This window comes from Methylobacterium cerastii, from assembly GCF_022179125.1.
Taxonomy (GTDB): Bacteria; Pseudomonadota; Alphaproteobacteria; order Rhizobiales; family Beijerinckiaceae; genus Methylobacterium; species Methylobacterium cerastii.
In genome coordinates this window covers 25757-38980 of the sequence record NZ_BPQG01000056.1, presented here as the reverse complement: position 1 = coordinate 38980, position 13224 = coordinate 25757, and the positions used below count along the sequence as shown (strand labels likewise).

Here is a 13224-nt window from a genome sequence, read left to right as displayed (position 1 = left end):
TGTGACTGGATTATGACGAAGACTCGGCCGTAGAGTTCGATAGTCCTTCGCCATCGAGCGCGACGAGCGGCGCGAGGGGGCGAATCATGGACTTCAAGCAGGGCGTGTCGATCATCACGGTGATGGTCGCGACTTACGGGGCCGGCACAGCGCAGGCGCAGACCGTCAACACGACGCCGTCGAACGTGAACGTGCTGAACCTGCTCGGCCCGTTCCTCGGCCTCAACGGAACGACCGTCGGCCAGCAGACGCTGCAGCTCAACCTCTCGCAGGCGATCGCCCAGAACCAGGGTGCCTCGGTCGCCGACCAGCAGAAGGCGATCAGCGACAAGGCGCTGCCGGGCAGCGCCGCCTTCGCCACGACGATCACCCTCGCCAATGGGACCCGCGTCAACCTCGGGCCGGCCGACAACATCGCCGGCGGCCTGCCGTCGCAGGCGCCGCAGAGCGCGGGCGGCCTGAGCCCCGTCCAGCCCGTCGGCGGCCTCGGGCCGCAGCTCGGCGCGATCTACCAGACCGGCATCCGCGCGAGCAACGCGACCTCCGGGCCGCTGACCGGCACCTTCAACCTGCTGAACCAGGCCTACAGCGTGTTCAGCGCCGACCTCGGCGTCGCGAAGAACTACTTCGCCAACGGCGCGGCGACGAACCCGAGCACAACGCCGGCCGGCTACGTGCCGGTGCCGGCGGTGGCGCCCGCCGGCTACACCCTGCCCACCGGTCCCTACACGATCCCCGCCGGATCCCCCGCCGGTGCGGCCGGGACGACCGGCACCCTGCCCAACCGCTCCGACAGCGTCCTCGACCTCGCCTACGGCGTGCGCAACACGCAAGCCGGCCAGGACGTCTACGGCTCCTCGCGTCCGATCCAGGTCGCGCAGGCCCGCTACAACGTCTTCGACCCGACGGCACTGAGCGGCATCGCCACCAACCCGTCCTTCCCGAGCGGCCACACGCAGTACGCCTATACCGACGGATACCTGCTCGCGATGCTGGTGCCGCAGCAGTACCAGAACATGCTGCTGCGCGCGTCGGACTACGGCAACAGCCGCATCGTGCTCGGCGTCCACTACCCGCTCGACATCATCGCCTCGCGGGCGTTCTCGGCCTACGACCTCGCCCAGGCCTTCACCAACCCGGCCTACGTCAACAACGCGGCCACGACCGGCACGGCGATCAACGTGCCGGGCCTGTTCACCAAGGCGGCGGCCGAGTTGCAGGCCTACGAGGCGGCGCAGTGCGGCAACACCGTCGCGGCCTGCGCGGCGAGCGCGGCCAACACCGTGAACAACCCCTACCTGCCCTCGGCCGCCAACCAAGCGCTCTACCAGGCGCGCCTGACCTACGGCCTGCCGACCCTGACCTTCGCGCAGGCCCCGCGCGAGGCGGCCCCGGCCAACGGCCCCGACGCCTCGATCCTGCTGGCGCCGCTCTACGGCGGCAGCACCGCCGCCGCGCGCACGATCGCCCCGAACGGCGGCCTCTACGGCACGCTGCAGACGAGCACGATCAACCAGATCCTGGTCAACACCCAGACCAACGCGCTCGCCGCCCTCTACGGGACGGACCTGAGCTACTGGGCCCGCCTCGACCTGTACTCGGCTGCGGGCTACTTCGGGAACGTCGCCGGCACCCTGCGGATGGACGCCGCCGACACGCTGAACACCAACGTCGGAATCGGCGGCGGCGGCGCGCTCTACGCCAACGGCACCATCGCCGGCCTCGTCACCGTCAACGGCGGCGGCCTGCTGGGCGGCACCGGCACGGTCGGCGGCATCACCGCGCTGTCGGGCGGCACCGTGGCGCCGGGCAATTCGATCGGCACGCTGACGGTCTCGGGCAACGCGGCGTTCGCAGCGGGCTCGACGTTCCAGGTCGAGGCCAACGCCGCCGGGCAGTCCGACCGGCTCGCCGTCGGCGGCGCGGCGACGCTCGCGGGCGGCACCGTGCAGGTCCTGGCGGCCGCCGGCAGCTACGATCCGCGCACCCAATACGCGATCCTCACCGCGGCGGGCGGCGTCGCCGGCCAGTTCTCGGGCGTCACCGCGAACTTCGCCTTCCTCACCCCGACCCTGCGCTACCAGCCGACCGAGGTCGACCTGACGCTGACGCGCAACGACGTCGCCTTCGCGACGATCGCGCAGACGCGCAACCAGGGCGCGGTCGCCAACGCGATCCAGGCCGCCGGCCCCGGCGCCGGCGTCTACGACCGCACCGTCGGGCTCACCACCTCGGAGGCGGTCGGCGCATTCCGGGCGCTCACCGGCGACATCCATGCCAGCGCGATCTCGGCCGAGTTCGAGACGGCGTTCTTCGTCCGCGAGGCGATCCTCGACCGGATGCGCTGGGGCGCGACGCCGGGCTACGCGGACGGGGCCGATTACGGCCGCCTGCCGGCCGCCTACACCGCCGACCTACCCGGCCGGCGCGCCGCGCCGACGCCGGTGGCGGTCCGCACCCTCGATCCGCGGGTGTTCGGGCTCTGGGGCCAGGGCTTCGGCAGCTTCGGCGAGGCCCGCACCGACGGCAACGCGGCGAGCCTGTCGCGCCAGACCTCGGGCTTCGTGCTCGGCGCGGACGTGCGTCTGGAGAGCGGCTTCCGCGTCGGCGTCGCCGGCGGCTACACTTCGACCAGCCTCGACACGGCCGGCCGCCTGCAATCCGGCTCGATCGAGAGCGGCTTCGGCGGCGTCTACGGCGGGTACGAGCTCGGGCCGGTCTCGCTGCGGCTCGGCGCGGTCTACGCCGACAACGCGGCGCGCCTGCGCCGGACGGTGCTGTTCGCCGGCGTCTCCGATACGCCGAGCGCCCGGACCGGCGGCTCGACGATCCAGGGTTTCGGCGAACTCGGCTACAAGTTCGTCTTCGGCGGCGCCACGCCGCCGATCGGCAAGGACGCCGCCCCGGTCCCGGTGACGACGCTCTCCTACATAGAGCCCTTCGTCGGCGGCGCCTACGTCTCGATCGGCCGCGACCGCTTCACCGAGACCGGCGGCATCGCCGCGCTGACGGGCTTTGCCCGCGACTACGACCTTGGCACCGCCACCGCCGGCGTGCGGGCGCAGACCAGCCTCGACCTCGGCCTCGGCGTGCCGGTCTCGGCCCACGGCCTCCTCGGCTACCGCCGCGCCTTCGGCGACGTGGTGCCCACCGCGCTGCTCGCCTTCGGCGCCACCGGCCCGGCCTTCCTCACCGCCGGCATCCCGATCGACCGCGATGCCCTGGTGGCGGAAGCCGGCCTCGACCTGCGGGTCTCGGCCGCCGCCACCCTCGGCGTCGCCTATACCGGCCAGGTCGGGACCCGCGCCGAGGACCACGCGGTGAAGGGCAACTTCACCTACCGGTTCTGATCCGGCCCCGACGCCCCACCGGTCTGAAGACCCGCCGCCGCGATCATCAGCTCGCGGCGGCTTCATATTCTACGGTTCACCCCACCCACCCCCCTCATTTTGAGGTGCAGCGCAAGCGGCCTCGAAGGAGCCCTCCAGCCGGACACGCGACCACTGAAGGCCTCCTTCGAGGCTTCCGCTTCGCGAAAGCACGTCAGATGAGGGGTGGGTGGGACGGAGGCTCGTTCAGCTTCGGCATTCGGCAGGAAACCGACAGGCTCTCCGACCCGGCTACCTCGCCCCCACCCGAAACCCGAGCGCCGTTACCCCAGCCGCGGGAGCGGGGCGATCCGCGGCACGTCGGTGCCGCCCTTGCGCTCGAGCAGGCCGGGGGGCGGCACCGGGGCGACGATCGTGCAGACGACGCCGCCGGGGTCGAAGGCGAGGTTGACCTCGCCGGCGAGCTCGCGGGCGAGGCTGCGCTCGATCAGCCGCGAGCCGAAGCCGGTGCGGGTGGGCTTGGCGACCGGCGGCCCACCGCTCTCGACCCATTGCAGGGTGAGGCAGACCTCGTCGTCGCGCCGAATCGTCCAGCCGATGTCGATGCGTCCGCCCTCCCGCGAGAGCGCGCCGTACTTCACCGCGTTGGTGCCGAGCTCGTGCAGCGCCATGGCGATGGAGAGGGCGATCCGCGGCGGCAGCCGTAAGGGCGGCCCGGAGACCCGGAAGCGCGAGACCTCGGTGGCGTCGAGGGGCCGGATCGCGTCGGCCACGACGGTGCCGATCTCGGCCCCCTCCCAGCTCTCGCGGGTGAGGACGTCGTGGACGCGGGCGAGCGCCAGCAGGCGGGCCTCGAAGGCCGCGCGGGCCGCGTCCGCCTCGGCGCCTTCGAGACCGCGCAACGACTGGTTGGCGATCGACTGCACGGTGGCCAGGGTGTTCTTCACCCGGTGGTTCAGCTCGTGGATCAGGAGCAGCAGGTGCTCTTCTGCGAACTTGGCGTCGGTGATGTCGACGTTGCAGCCGGTGTAGCCGAGGAAGGTGCCGCCGTCGTCGAGGCGCGGCACGCCCTCGCAGCGCAGCCAGCGCACCGCGCCGTCGCGGTCGATCACGCGGACCTCGGTGCGGAAAGGCTTTCGTGCCCCGAAGGCTTCCGTGAAGGTCGTCGAGAAGCCGGCGAGGTCGTCGGGGTGGATGATCTTGTGCCAGCCCTCGTTGGCCAGGGCCGTCGCCGGCATGCCGAAGATGTGCTCGAAGTGCATGTTGGCGAAGCTGATCGTCGCGTCCTCGTCGGTCATCCAGATCAGCGCCGGCGCGGAATCGGCCATGTGGCGGAAGCGCGCCTCGCTCTCGCGCAGGGCCGAGAGCCCGCGGCGGGTGTCGGCGAGCGCCCGGTCGCGCTCGCCCTCGCGGGTCTTGAGGCGCAGGGACGCGTCGGTGAGCACGTCGCCGAGCCGGCGGATCTCGTGCACCGGCGAGGCGATGCGGGGGATCGCCTCGCCGCGCGAAAGGGCCGGCCCGGAGGCCGCGAGCTGCCGCAAGGGGCGCGAGACCCGCGACCACAGGACGACGGCGAGCGCCGAGGAGGTCGCCAGCACGAGGAGGCCGAATCCGCCGAAGGCCCAGACCCAGCGCCGGAGCCGGGCGTCGACGAGGGCCTGCGGGATGCTGGTGCCGACCGTCCACCCGGTGAGGCGCGAGCGCGCCTCCACCACCACGACCGGCCGATGCTGCCGGTCCTTGCCCTCCCACACCCCGGGGGTCTCGGTCTGGATCTGGCGCAGGCTCTGGAGGCGCGGGCGACCGACGACCGAGCCAGGGTCCGGCAGGCGCGCGAGCACCAGCGCCTGCCGGTCGGAGATGCCGGTGGTCCAGCCTTCCACCACCTCTCGGGCGAGGATCGCCTGGAGGCGGCTCAAGGGCGCGTTGAAGCTCAGGATGTAGGCGACGTTCGTGCCCACCATCACCGGGACGGCGACCGCGTAGGTCGCGTCGCTCGGCATCGGCCCCGGCAGGAAGCCCGTCACCATCGCCCGCTGCGTGCCCGAGGCGACCTCCTTGTCGAGCGGCAGGGCGGTGACCGGCAGCATGCCGCCGCGCTTGATCCCGGTGTTCACGATCTGCTGCCCGTCCGGCCGGCGCAGCATGATGTCGAGGTCGATCGCCTCGCGGACGAGGCGCGCCTGGGCGTCGAACGCCTCGAACTCGCCGTCCTTGAGGCGTGGCGAGGTGGCCAGCGTCTGCAGCACCGAGACCAGGCCGGCGGTGTCGCGGTCGACCGACAGGGCGATGCCGCGCACGTTCTCGCGCGCGTCCTGCTCGAAGCGGGCGCGCTCGACGGAGGCGTAGCGGGCGAGCAGGATCGCCGTGAAGATCAGGCCCGGCCCGATCAAAGCGATCACGAGCGCGACGAGGTAGACCTGCGTCGAGGCGCCGTTGCGCTCCAGCCGCGCGATGCGCCGCCGGAGCCAGTTCGGCGGCGGGCCGCGGCGGACCGGCGCGGCGGGCAGCTCGCTCGGGCTCACCGGTGCATCCGCGATCTCGCCGGGCTCGGCGGCGGGGGCGTGGTCCTGAAGCATCGCGCCATCACGGGTCGGACTTCGGCGGGTCGGACTTGGTCGGATCCGATCGAGACGGTTCCGGACGCGCCCGGTCGATATGGCCGAGGTCGCGCCCCGGATCGAGCCGGTCGCGCACCCGCTGCTTGAGGACCTTCACGTCGGGGAAGCCGCCGTCGCGGGTCCGCTCCCAGACGGTGTCGGCGCCCACGGTGATCGAGAACGCCCCGCCGGTCGCCGGGATCAGCGCGACCTCGCCGAGGTCGTCTCGGAAGGTCGAGAGCAGTTCCTGCGCCATCCAGGCGGCCCGCAGGAGCCAGTTGCACTGGGTACAATAGGTGATGGCGACGCGCGGCTTGTCAGCCGCAGCATGGGGCGTGTCATCCATGGCGCGCACAGCGCACCGCGGGGGTGGCCTTGTCAACCTCGGGCACGGCCCGTGACGGCGGACCGGACGAGCGTCGCGGAAAGCCGGCGCGGCCCTTCTCTCGGCGGGTCCGAGCCCCTATCTCACGCGGACGTGAAGTACGGCCAAGCTGGGCCGGATGCAGCTTCCAGGAGTGGTGGACATGTCGTCGAGTGCGGATTTCGCGACGCCGCGAACCAGCCCCCTCATCGCCCGGGTCGCCGGCGCGCTGATCGCGATGCTGTTCGCGACCTGCCTCTCGGGCTGCGGGGCGATCAACCGCGTGCCGACCCTGGAGGAGCAGGCGAAGTCCTCCTGGAGCGAGGTGCAGAACCAGTACCAGCGCCGCGCCGACCTGATCCCGAACCTCGTCGAGACGGTGAAGGGCTACGCCAAGCAGGAGCAGGACACCCTGACCAAGGTGACGGAGGCCCGCGCCAACGCGACCAGCGTCAAGGTCGACGCCTCGACGATCACCGACCCGGCCAAGTTCAAGCAGTTCCAAGACGCGCAGAACCAGCTCAGCGGCGCCCTCGGGCGCCTGCTCGCCACGGTCGAGGCCTACCCCGACCTGAAATCGAACCAGAACTTCCTGGCGCTGCAGTCGCAGCTCGAGGGCACCGAGAACCGCATCGCCGTGGCGCGGCGCGACTACATCGGCTCGGTCCAGGCCTACAACACCGAGATCCGCACCATCCCCGGTCGCTGGATCGCCTCGTGGTTCTATCCGGAATCGAAGCCGATGGAGACCTTCACGGCGACGCCGAACGCGGAGCGTGCGCCCAACGTGAAGTTCTAGGGCACCTCGCGCATGCTGCGCGGCGCGCGCCTCGCCTTCCCCCTCGTCCTCGCCCTCGCGGCCTGCGTCGGGCTGTGGGCGGCTGCGCTCGGCGCGGAGCTGAGCTTCCCCAAGCTGACCGGACGGGTCGTCGACGCCGCTGGCATCCTCACGCCGGAGCAGCGCGGGACGATCGAGTCCAAGCTGAAGGCTTACGAGGACAAGACCTCCGACCAGGTGGTAGTGGCAACGGTGCCGAACCTGCAGGGCACCACGATCGAGGATTACGGCAACCGCCTGTTCCGCGAGTGGAAGATCGGCCAGGCGAAGACCAACAACGGCGTCCTGCTGATCGTGGCGCCGGCCGAGCGCAAGGTCCGCATCGAGGTCGGCTACGGCCTCGAAGGCGCGCTCACCGACGCCCTGTCCCGCGTGATCATCGCCAGCGCGATCACGCCGCGCTTCAAGGAGGGCGACTTCGCCGGCGGGATCACCGCCGGCGTCGACGGCATCCTCTCGATCCTCGCGGGCGACGCGGAGGTCTGGCAGCGCAAGCCGAAGGTCCGCGCCGACGAGGTCGACCCGACGCAGGTGGCGCTCTTCGTCGGCCTGTTCCTCCTGGTCCTGTTCGTCGCGTGGCGCATGAACCGCGGCGGGAGCGGGCGCGGCGGGGGCATCGTCTTCCTGCCGGGTCCGGGCTCCGGCGGATGGAGCGGCGGCACCTCGGGCGGGTTCGGCGGCGGCTTCTCGGATGGCGGCGGGTTCTCGGGCGGGGGCGGCTCCTCCGGCGGCGGAGGGGCATCGGGTGACTGGTAGACCCTTGCTCGACGCCGAGGCCCGCGCGCGCATCGAGCGCGCGGTCGGCCACGCCGAGGCCGGCACCGCCGGCGAGATCGTCGTGATGGTGGCGGCGCGCGCCGGGCAATACCGATCGTTCGCGACCGTGGCGGCGCTCGTCGGCGGCTTGATCCTGCCCTGGCCCCTGCTCGCCCTGACCGCCTGGAGCACCGGGACCATCCTGCTGGCGCAGGCCGCCCTGGTGGCGGCCATCCTCGCGGCGGGACTGTCGGAGCGGCTACGCCTCGGCCTGACGCCGCGTCGCGTCCGCCGGGCGCGCGCCCGCGACGCCGCGCGCCGCGCGTTCCGGGCGCGGGGGCTGGGGCGCACCCGCGGGCGGACCGGCATCCTGCTCCACCTGTCGCTCGCCGAGCAGCATGCCGAGATCGTCGCCGACACGGGCATCCTGGAGCGGGTCGGCGACGCGCGATGGACCACGACGCTGGCCGACCTCACGGCCGCGCTCCGCGCGGGCGAGGCGGAAGCCGGGCTCCTGCGCGCGATCGAACGCATCGGCGCGGAGCTGGCGCGTCACGTCCCGGCCGGTCCCGAAAACCCCGACGAACTGCCGAACCACGTCATCGTCGTCGAGTGAGGCCGAGGATCGGATCGGGCCTTCGTCCAACCAAGTGATTCCGAAAACCGAGGGCTACCGGCTTCGGGCATCCGTACTCCTGCCGGTCGTACACTTGGCTGCTCGCCGCACGCGCATCACCTCGCCCCGCGTGCGGGGAGAGGGCTTTGTCGACCTCGTCGTCGGCAAAGCGAGGCGGCAGCCGACGGTGAGGGGGCTGAGCCGGAGGAGCCTCGTCCGTTGGCGCCCCCTCACCGTCGCTTCGGCTCCGCCTTCGCTTCCCGCACGGACGACGAGGTCCGTGCGGGCCTCTCCCCGCCTGCGGGAAGAGGGGGACCCGCGCGTGATCCGAGACCGTAACGCAATGGGGCGATATCGGTGGACCCGAGGAAGAATCACCGGCGTAAAAGCGCCGGGCGGGTCTCAGCCGCCGGTCACGCTCATGTGGCGGGGCACCGCGGCGGGGCGCTGGCGCTCGATGACGAAATCGTGGCCCTTCGGCTTGCGCGAGATCGCCTCAACCACGGCCGCGGTGACGAGCGCGTCGTCCGGCGAGGCGCGCAGCGCCGAGCGGAGGTCGGCGGCGTCCTCCTGGCCGAGGCACATGTAGAGCTTGCCGGTACAGGTCAGGCGGACGCGGTTGCAGCTCTCGCAGAAATTGTGGGTCAGCGGCGTGATGAAGCCGAGGCGCCCGCCGGTCTCCTCGACGCGGACGTAGCGGGCCGGGCCGCCGGTGTGGTCTGGAAGCGGCGTCATCGTGTAACGATGCTCCAGGCGGGCGCGGGCGACCGAGAGCGGCAGGAACTGGTCGGTGCGGTCGTTGTCGACCTCACCCAGCGGCATCACCTCGATCAGCGTCATGTCCATGCCGAGGCCGTGGGCCCAGGCGATCATGTCGGCGATCTCGTCCTCGTTCACGCCCTTCAGCGCCACGGCGTTGATCTTGACCTTGATGCCGGCGGCGCGCGCGGCTGCGATGCCGTCGAGTACCACCGGCAGGTCGCCGCGGCGGGTGATCGCGCGGAACTTGTCGGGGTCGAGGGTGTCGAGCGAGACGTTGACGCGGCGGATCCCGAGCTCGGCCAGCTCGGCCGCGAAGCGCCCGAGCTGGGTGCCGTTGGTGGTAAGCGTCAGCTCGTCCAGCGCGCCGGTGCCGAGATGGCGCGACAGGCGGCGGAACAGGTGCATGATGTCGCGCCGCACCAGCGGCTCGCCGCCGGTGATGCGGAGCTTGCGCACGCCGCGGTCGATGAACACCCCACAGAGCCGGTCCAGCTCCTCCAGCGTGAGCAGGTCGCGCTTGGGCAGGAAGTTCATCTCCTCGGACATGCAGTACACGCAGCGCAGGTCGCAGCGATCGGTCACGGAGATGCGCAGGTACGTGATCGCCCGCTGGAACGGATCGATCAGCGGTGCCGGCTGAGGGTGGCTCTGATGACCCATGCGGGACTCTGAACGCGACGACGCGGTTTCCGCGCGGGGATCGGATGACGAACCTAGCATGGATGCGCATATGATGGGACGCAGGCCCGCGGGCAAGCGCGTGCAGGGCCGCAGAGGCGCCGCCCGCCTCAGAAGTTGCAAGAGACGTCGCAAGAGACGTTACAAGGGAGTCCGACCGTGACCGAGGAACGCTGGCCGACCGAGATCCGGCTGTCGGGGGACAAGCGCGTGCTCAACGTCGCCTTCGACGACGGCGGGCGCTACGCGCTGCCGGCCGAATATCTCCGGGTGTCGAGCCCGTCGGCGGAGGTGCAGGGCCACTCGCCGGCCGAGCGCAAGGTGATCGGCGGCAAGCGCGCGGTGGCGATCCTGGAGATCCAGCCGGTCGGCAACTACGCGGTGAAGCTCGGCTTCGACGACATGCACGACACCGGCATCTTCGGCTGGAACTACCTGCACGAGCTCGGCCGCGAATACGATTCTCGCTGGGCGACCTACCTCGACGAACTCGCCGAGCGCGGGCTGGACCGCGAGACCGCGAAGGTCGCCCCGATCAAGGGCGGAACCGCGGCGAAGGGCGGATGCGGGAGCGGAGGCGGCGGGTGCGGCTGCCACTGAGGGCAGGCGGGGCAGCAAAAAAGGCCGGCGTCTCGGCCGGCCTTCTTTGCTCGTGGTCCGGGATCGACGCGATCAGCGCTGGACGATGACCTTCGTGCCGACCTTGGCGCGGGTGTAGAGGTCGATCACGTCCTCGTTGGCCATGCGGATGCAGCCCGAGGAGACGGCGGTACCGATGGTCTCCGGCTCGTTCGAGCCGTGGATGCGGTAGATCGAGCCGCCGAGATACATGGCGCGGGCGCCGAGCGGGTTCTCGATGCCGCCCTTCATGAAGCGCGGCAGGTCGGGGCGGCGGCGCAGCATGGTCGACGGCGGGCGCCAATCCGGCCATTCCTTCTTCATGGTGATGTTCTGGACGCCGCCCCAGGTGAAGCCGGGACGGCCGACGCCGACGCCGTAGCGCAGGGCCTCGCCGTTGCCGAGAATGTAGTACAGGCGGCGCTCGGCGGTGGAGACCACGATCGTGCCGGCCGAGTACGGGCCGCTATAGGCCACGGTCTCGCGCGGCACCGCCGACATCTGCGGGACGGTGGAGGCCATCGGGTCGGCGGCGTTCAGCGAGGCGTTGGCCGTCGGGACCGCGACGACCTGGACCGCCTGCGGGCGCACGCGCACGGATAGGGCGTTGTTCAGCGGCTGACGGGTCAGCGGGTCGATCTCGTAGGCGAGTGCGGGAGCCGCCCAGGCGGCAGCCGCGCAGACGAGCCCGATCAGGGCGAAGTTACGACGCATCAAGGCCTCTCAGAAGGCAGGCGAAAGCTGTGGAGAACGCGGTGGACGACGCTTCGGCACGTTGGCGTACCAAGTCTCGCCAAGGGGTAAACGAGCGCGGCCCAAAGCCAAGCCTGAAACCGCGCCGCACCATGGTTGGCGCCGCGCCGTGACACGGTGGCAACACTGTGGCAGCGTTGCCGTATCGTGGCGAAATCGCGCTCTGGCGGCGCCGTTCGAACGGGGATCGATCCGCCATTGTTTGCCGGCAGCGATCGAATACCGCGACGCCGCATCGAAGCCGGGATTTCCATGTCCTCGCGTCCCGCCGGGGACGGAACATCGCGCTGCCTTTGTAGTCTATTCGGCTCTGAACCCCGGTACGGATGCTGCGGCGGCAAGCTAGGAGAACTGCGCCCGTATCCTGAGACCACGGGCCACCTTCGGAAGCGCGTTCCTCATGATCGAGGACGCGCTTTTTCCTTGTCCGGTCCTGCGCTCGGGATCAGCGCGGCTCGACCAGGACGGGCAGGCCGCCCTTCGGCTGCAGGCTGATGGCACCGAACGGCACCACGGGCGCATCCGAGGCGAGGCGGAACCGGAAGCGGCGTCCGAGCACGGCGATCACCACCAGCATCTGCGTCATCGCGAAGGACGCCCCGACGCAGACCCGCGGGCCGGTCGCGAAGGGCAGGTACGCGAGCCGCGGCCGGCCGACGCCGTTGGCTTCTGTGAAGCGTTCGGGATCGAACAGGTCGGGGTCGCGCCACAGCTTCCGGTGCCGGTGCACGATCCACGGCATGACCGCGATGATCGCGCCGCGGCGAACCCGGTGGCCGGCGACCACGTCGCGCGCCGAGGCCTGCCGCAGGATGGCGGGGATCGGCGGATAGAGCCGCATCACCTCCTCGAGCACGCGGCGGGTGTAGGGGAGCCGGTCGAGGGCCTCGGGCGTCGCCACGCCGTCGGGCATGGCCGCATCGAGCTCGGCATGGAACCGCGCCTCGACAGCGGGATGCAGGGCGAGCAGATACCAGATCCAGGTCAGCGCCCGGACGGAGGCCGCGCCGCCGGCGATCAGGCTCGCCGCCTCGTCCCGGACCTCCGAATCCGGGAGTTCCTGCCCGGTCTGCCGGTCGCGGCCGTGGGCGAGGCGCCAGAGCAGGTCGTGCGCCCCGGCATAGTCCGGCTGGCGCCTTGCGGCGATCATCGCGTGCAGCTCGGCGTCGAGGAGCGGCAGCGCCGGGTCGCGGCGGTGGTGGACGAGGCGGTCCGCGAGCCAGGTCGGCTTCGGGATCAGGTCGATCATCCGCGGCTTGTGCGGCACCTTCGAGAGCCAGCGCAGGATCGGCAGGCCCGCCGGGTCGCCGCCGGTCACCACCTGGTTCCACAGCAGGGTCGAGAGACTTCCGACCGACCGCTCGATGTCCACCGGCGCAGTCGAGCCCGCCGACGCGACCTCGTCGGCGATGCGCCCGGCGAGGTCGAGCATCGCCGGCACGTCGGGGCGGATCGAGCGCGGATCGATCGTCGGCGTCGCGACGCGGCGGTGCCGGCGCCAGACCTCGCCCTCGCTCGCCAGCGTCCCCGTCCGCAGGTCGGTCTCGAACAGGCGGCGGATCGAGGTCACGCGCGGGTAGTTGTCGAACCGGTCGATCAGCACGTGCCGGATCGCCTCAGGATCGCTGACGAACAGGACCTGCTGGCTCCAGTAGTTGCGCGGGACCACAAGGGTCTCGAACAGCTCGGCGTCGCAGGCCGCCAGCGAGTTGGTGGCGGCGGTCTTGAGGAAGGTCCAGGTCGGCAGCCGGCGGGCCGGGCGCGGCGGCATTCCGGGAATCGGCGGCTGTTCGGGCGTAGCCGCCCCCTCCGTCACGTCGTCCTCCACGCCGACCGCCATGAGACCCCGTCCCGACATCCGCCCGGGCCGAAGGATGCCGGACCGCTTCGCCTCGCGCCCGAGGCGACGG

The 13224-nt window shown here is 71.5% G+C and carries 10 protein-coding genes; 5 read left to right on the top strand and 5 right to left on the bottom strand.

The annotated features are described in order from the left end of the window. Positions 1-86: 86 nt before the first annotated feature. A complete protein-coding gene (locus tag MFF13_RS18825; RefSeq protein WP_147753460.1) occupies positions 87-3350 on the top strand; it encodes an autotransporter family protein in 3264 nt (1087 codons plus the stop codon). Positions 3351-3652: 302 nt separating this feature from the next. Here the strand turns inward: MFF13_RS18825 and MFF13_RS18820 are convergent, their stop codons facing one another. Together MFF13_RS18820 and MFF13_RS18815 are read right to left on the bottom strand one after the other, a co-directional pair. Next, complete coding sequence (locus MFF13_RS18820) at positions 3653-5908, bottom strand: sensor histidine kinase (protein ID WP_147753459.1); 2256 nt, start codon at positions 5906-5908, stop codon at positions 3653-3655. 7 nt (positions 5909-5915) lie between these two features. After that, entirely contained in the window at positions 5916-6275 is a 360-nt protein-coding gene (locus MFF13_RS18815) for an Rdx family protein (protein ID WP_147753458.1), read from the bottom strand. Positions 6276-6456: 181 nt separating this feature from the next. Between MFF13_RS18815 and MFF13_RS18810 the strand changes: the two genes are divergently transcribed. From MFF13_RS18810 to MFF13_RS18800, 3 genes are read left to right on the top strand one after another with little or no spacing between them, the layout of a single operon-like run. After that, positions 6457-7092 carry a LemA family protein gene (locus tag MFF13_RS18810; protein WP_147753457.1) on the top strand — a complete coding sequence of 212 codons (636 nt, stop codon included), beginning with the start codon at positions 6457-6459 and terminating at the stop codon, positions 7090-7092. Positions 7093-7104: 12 nt separating this feature from the next. Beyond that, the gene (locus MFF13_RS18805) at positions 7105-7887 is read left to right on the top strand and encodes a TPM domain-containing protein (RefSeq protein ID WP_238272705.1); all 783 of its coding nucleotides are present in this window, start codon (positions 7105-7107) and stop codon (positions 7885-7887) included. Continuing rightward, positions 7877-8503 (top strand): TPM domain-containing protein, encoded by a 627-nt coding sequence (locus tag MFF13_RS18800; RefSeq protein WP_147763685.1) that lies wholly within the window; start codon positions 7877-7879, stop codon positions 8501-8503. The genes MFF13_RS18805 and MFF13_RS18800 overlap by 11 nt, the downstream gene beginning before the upstream one ends. A gap of 402 nt (positions 8504-8905) precedes the next feature. Here MFF13_RS18800 and moaA read toward each other — a convergent pair whose 3' ends face one another. Beyond that, complete coding sequence (gene moaA, locus MFF13_RS18795) at positions 8906-9925, bottom strand: GTP 3',8-cyclase MoaA (protein ID WP_238272704.1); 1020 nt, start codon at positions 9923-9925, stop codon at positions 8906-8908. 177 nt (positions 9926-10102) lie between these two features. On the opposite strand from moaA, the gene MFF13_RS18790 reads away from it, so the two are divergent. Next, positions 10103-10543: a gamma-butyrobetaine hydroxylase family protein gene (locus MFF13_RS18790; RefSeq protein WP_147754329.1), complete on the top strand. Its 441-nt coding sequence runs from the start codon at positions 10103-10105 to the stop codon at positions 10541-10543. A gap of 72 nt (positions 10544-10615) precedes the next feature. On the opposite strand, the gene MFF13_RS18785 is transcribed toward MFF13_RS18790, so the two are convergent. Both MFF13_RS18785 and MFF13_RS18780 read right to left on the bottom strand, forming a co-directional pair. Further along, on the bottom strand, positions 10616-11275 hold the full coding sequence (locus MFF13_RS18785) for a L,D-transpeptidase (RefSeq protein WP_238272703.1): 660 nt from the start codon (positions 11273-11275) through the stop codon (positions 10616-10618). A gap of 484 nt (positions 11276-11759) precedes the next feature. After that, positions 11760-13154 (bottom strand): cytochrome P450, encoded by a 1395-nt coding sequence (locus MFF13_RS18780; RefSeq protein WP_147754327.1) that lies wholly within the window; start codon positions 13152-13154, stop codon positions 11760-11762. Positions 13155-13224: the final 70 nt, after the last annotated feature.

Bases quoted from the DNA above. Each gene is read 5' to 3' on its own strand.
- MFF13_RS18825 (WP_147753460.1), top strand. From the start codon at position 87: ATGGACTTCAAGCAGGGCGTGTCGATCATCACGGTGATGGTCGCGACT.
- MFF13_RS18820 (WP_147753459.1), bottom strand. From the start codon at position 5,908: ATGCTTCAGGACCACGCCCCCGCCGCCGAGCCCGGCGAGATCGCGGAT.
- MFF13_RS18815 (WP_147753458.1), bottom strand. From the start codon at position 6,275: ATGGATGACACGCCCCATGCTGCGGCTGACAAGCCGCGCGTCGCCATC.
- MFF13_RS18810 (WP_147753457.1), top strand. From the start codon at position 6,457: ATGTCGTCGAGTGCGGATTTCGCGACGCCGCGAACCAGCCCCCTCATC.
- MFF13_RS18805 (WP_238272705.1), top strand. From the start codon at position 7,105: ATGCTGCGCGGCGCGCGCCTCGCCTTCCCCCTCGTCCTCGCCCTCGCG.
- moaA (WP_238272704.1), bottom strand. From the start codon at position 9,925: ATGGGTCATCAGAGCCACCCTCAGCCGGCACCGCTGATCGATCCGTTC.
- MFF13_RS18785 (WP_238272703.1), bottom strand. From the start codon at position 11,275: ATGCGTCGTAACTTCGCCCTGATCGGGCTCGTCTGCGCGGCTGCCGCC.
- MFF13_RS18780 (WP_147754327.1), bottom strand. From the start codon at position 13,154: ATGGCGGTCGGCGTGGAGGACGACGTGACGGAGGGGGCGGCTACGCCC.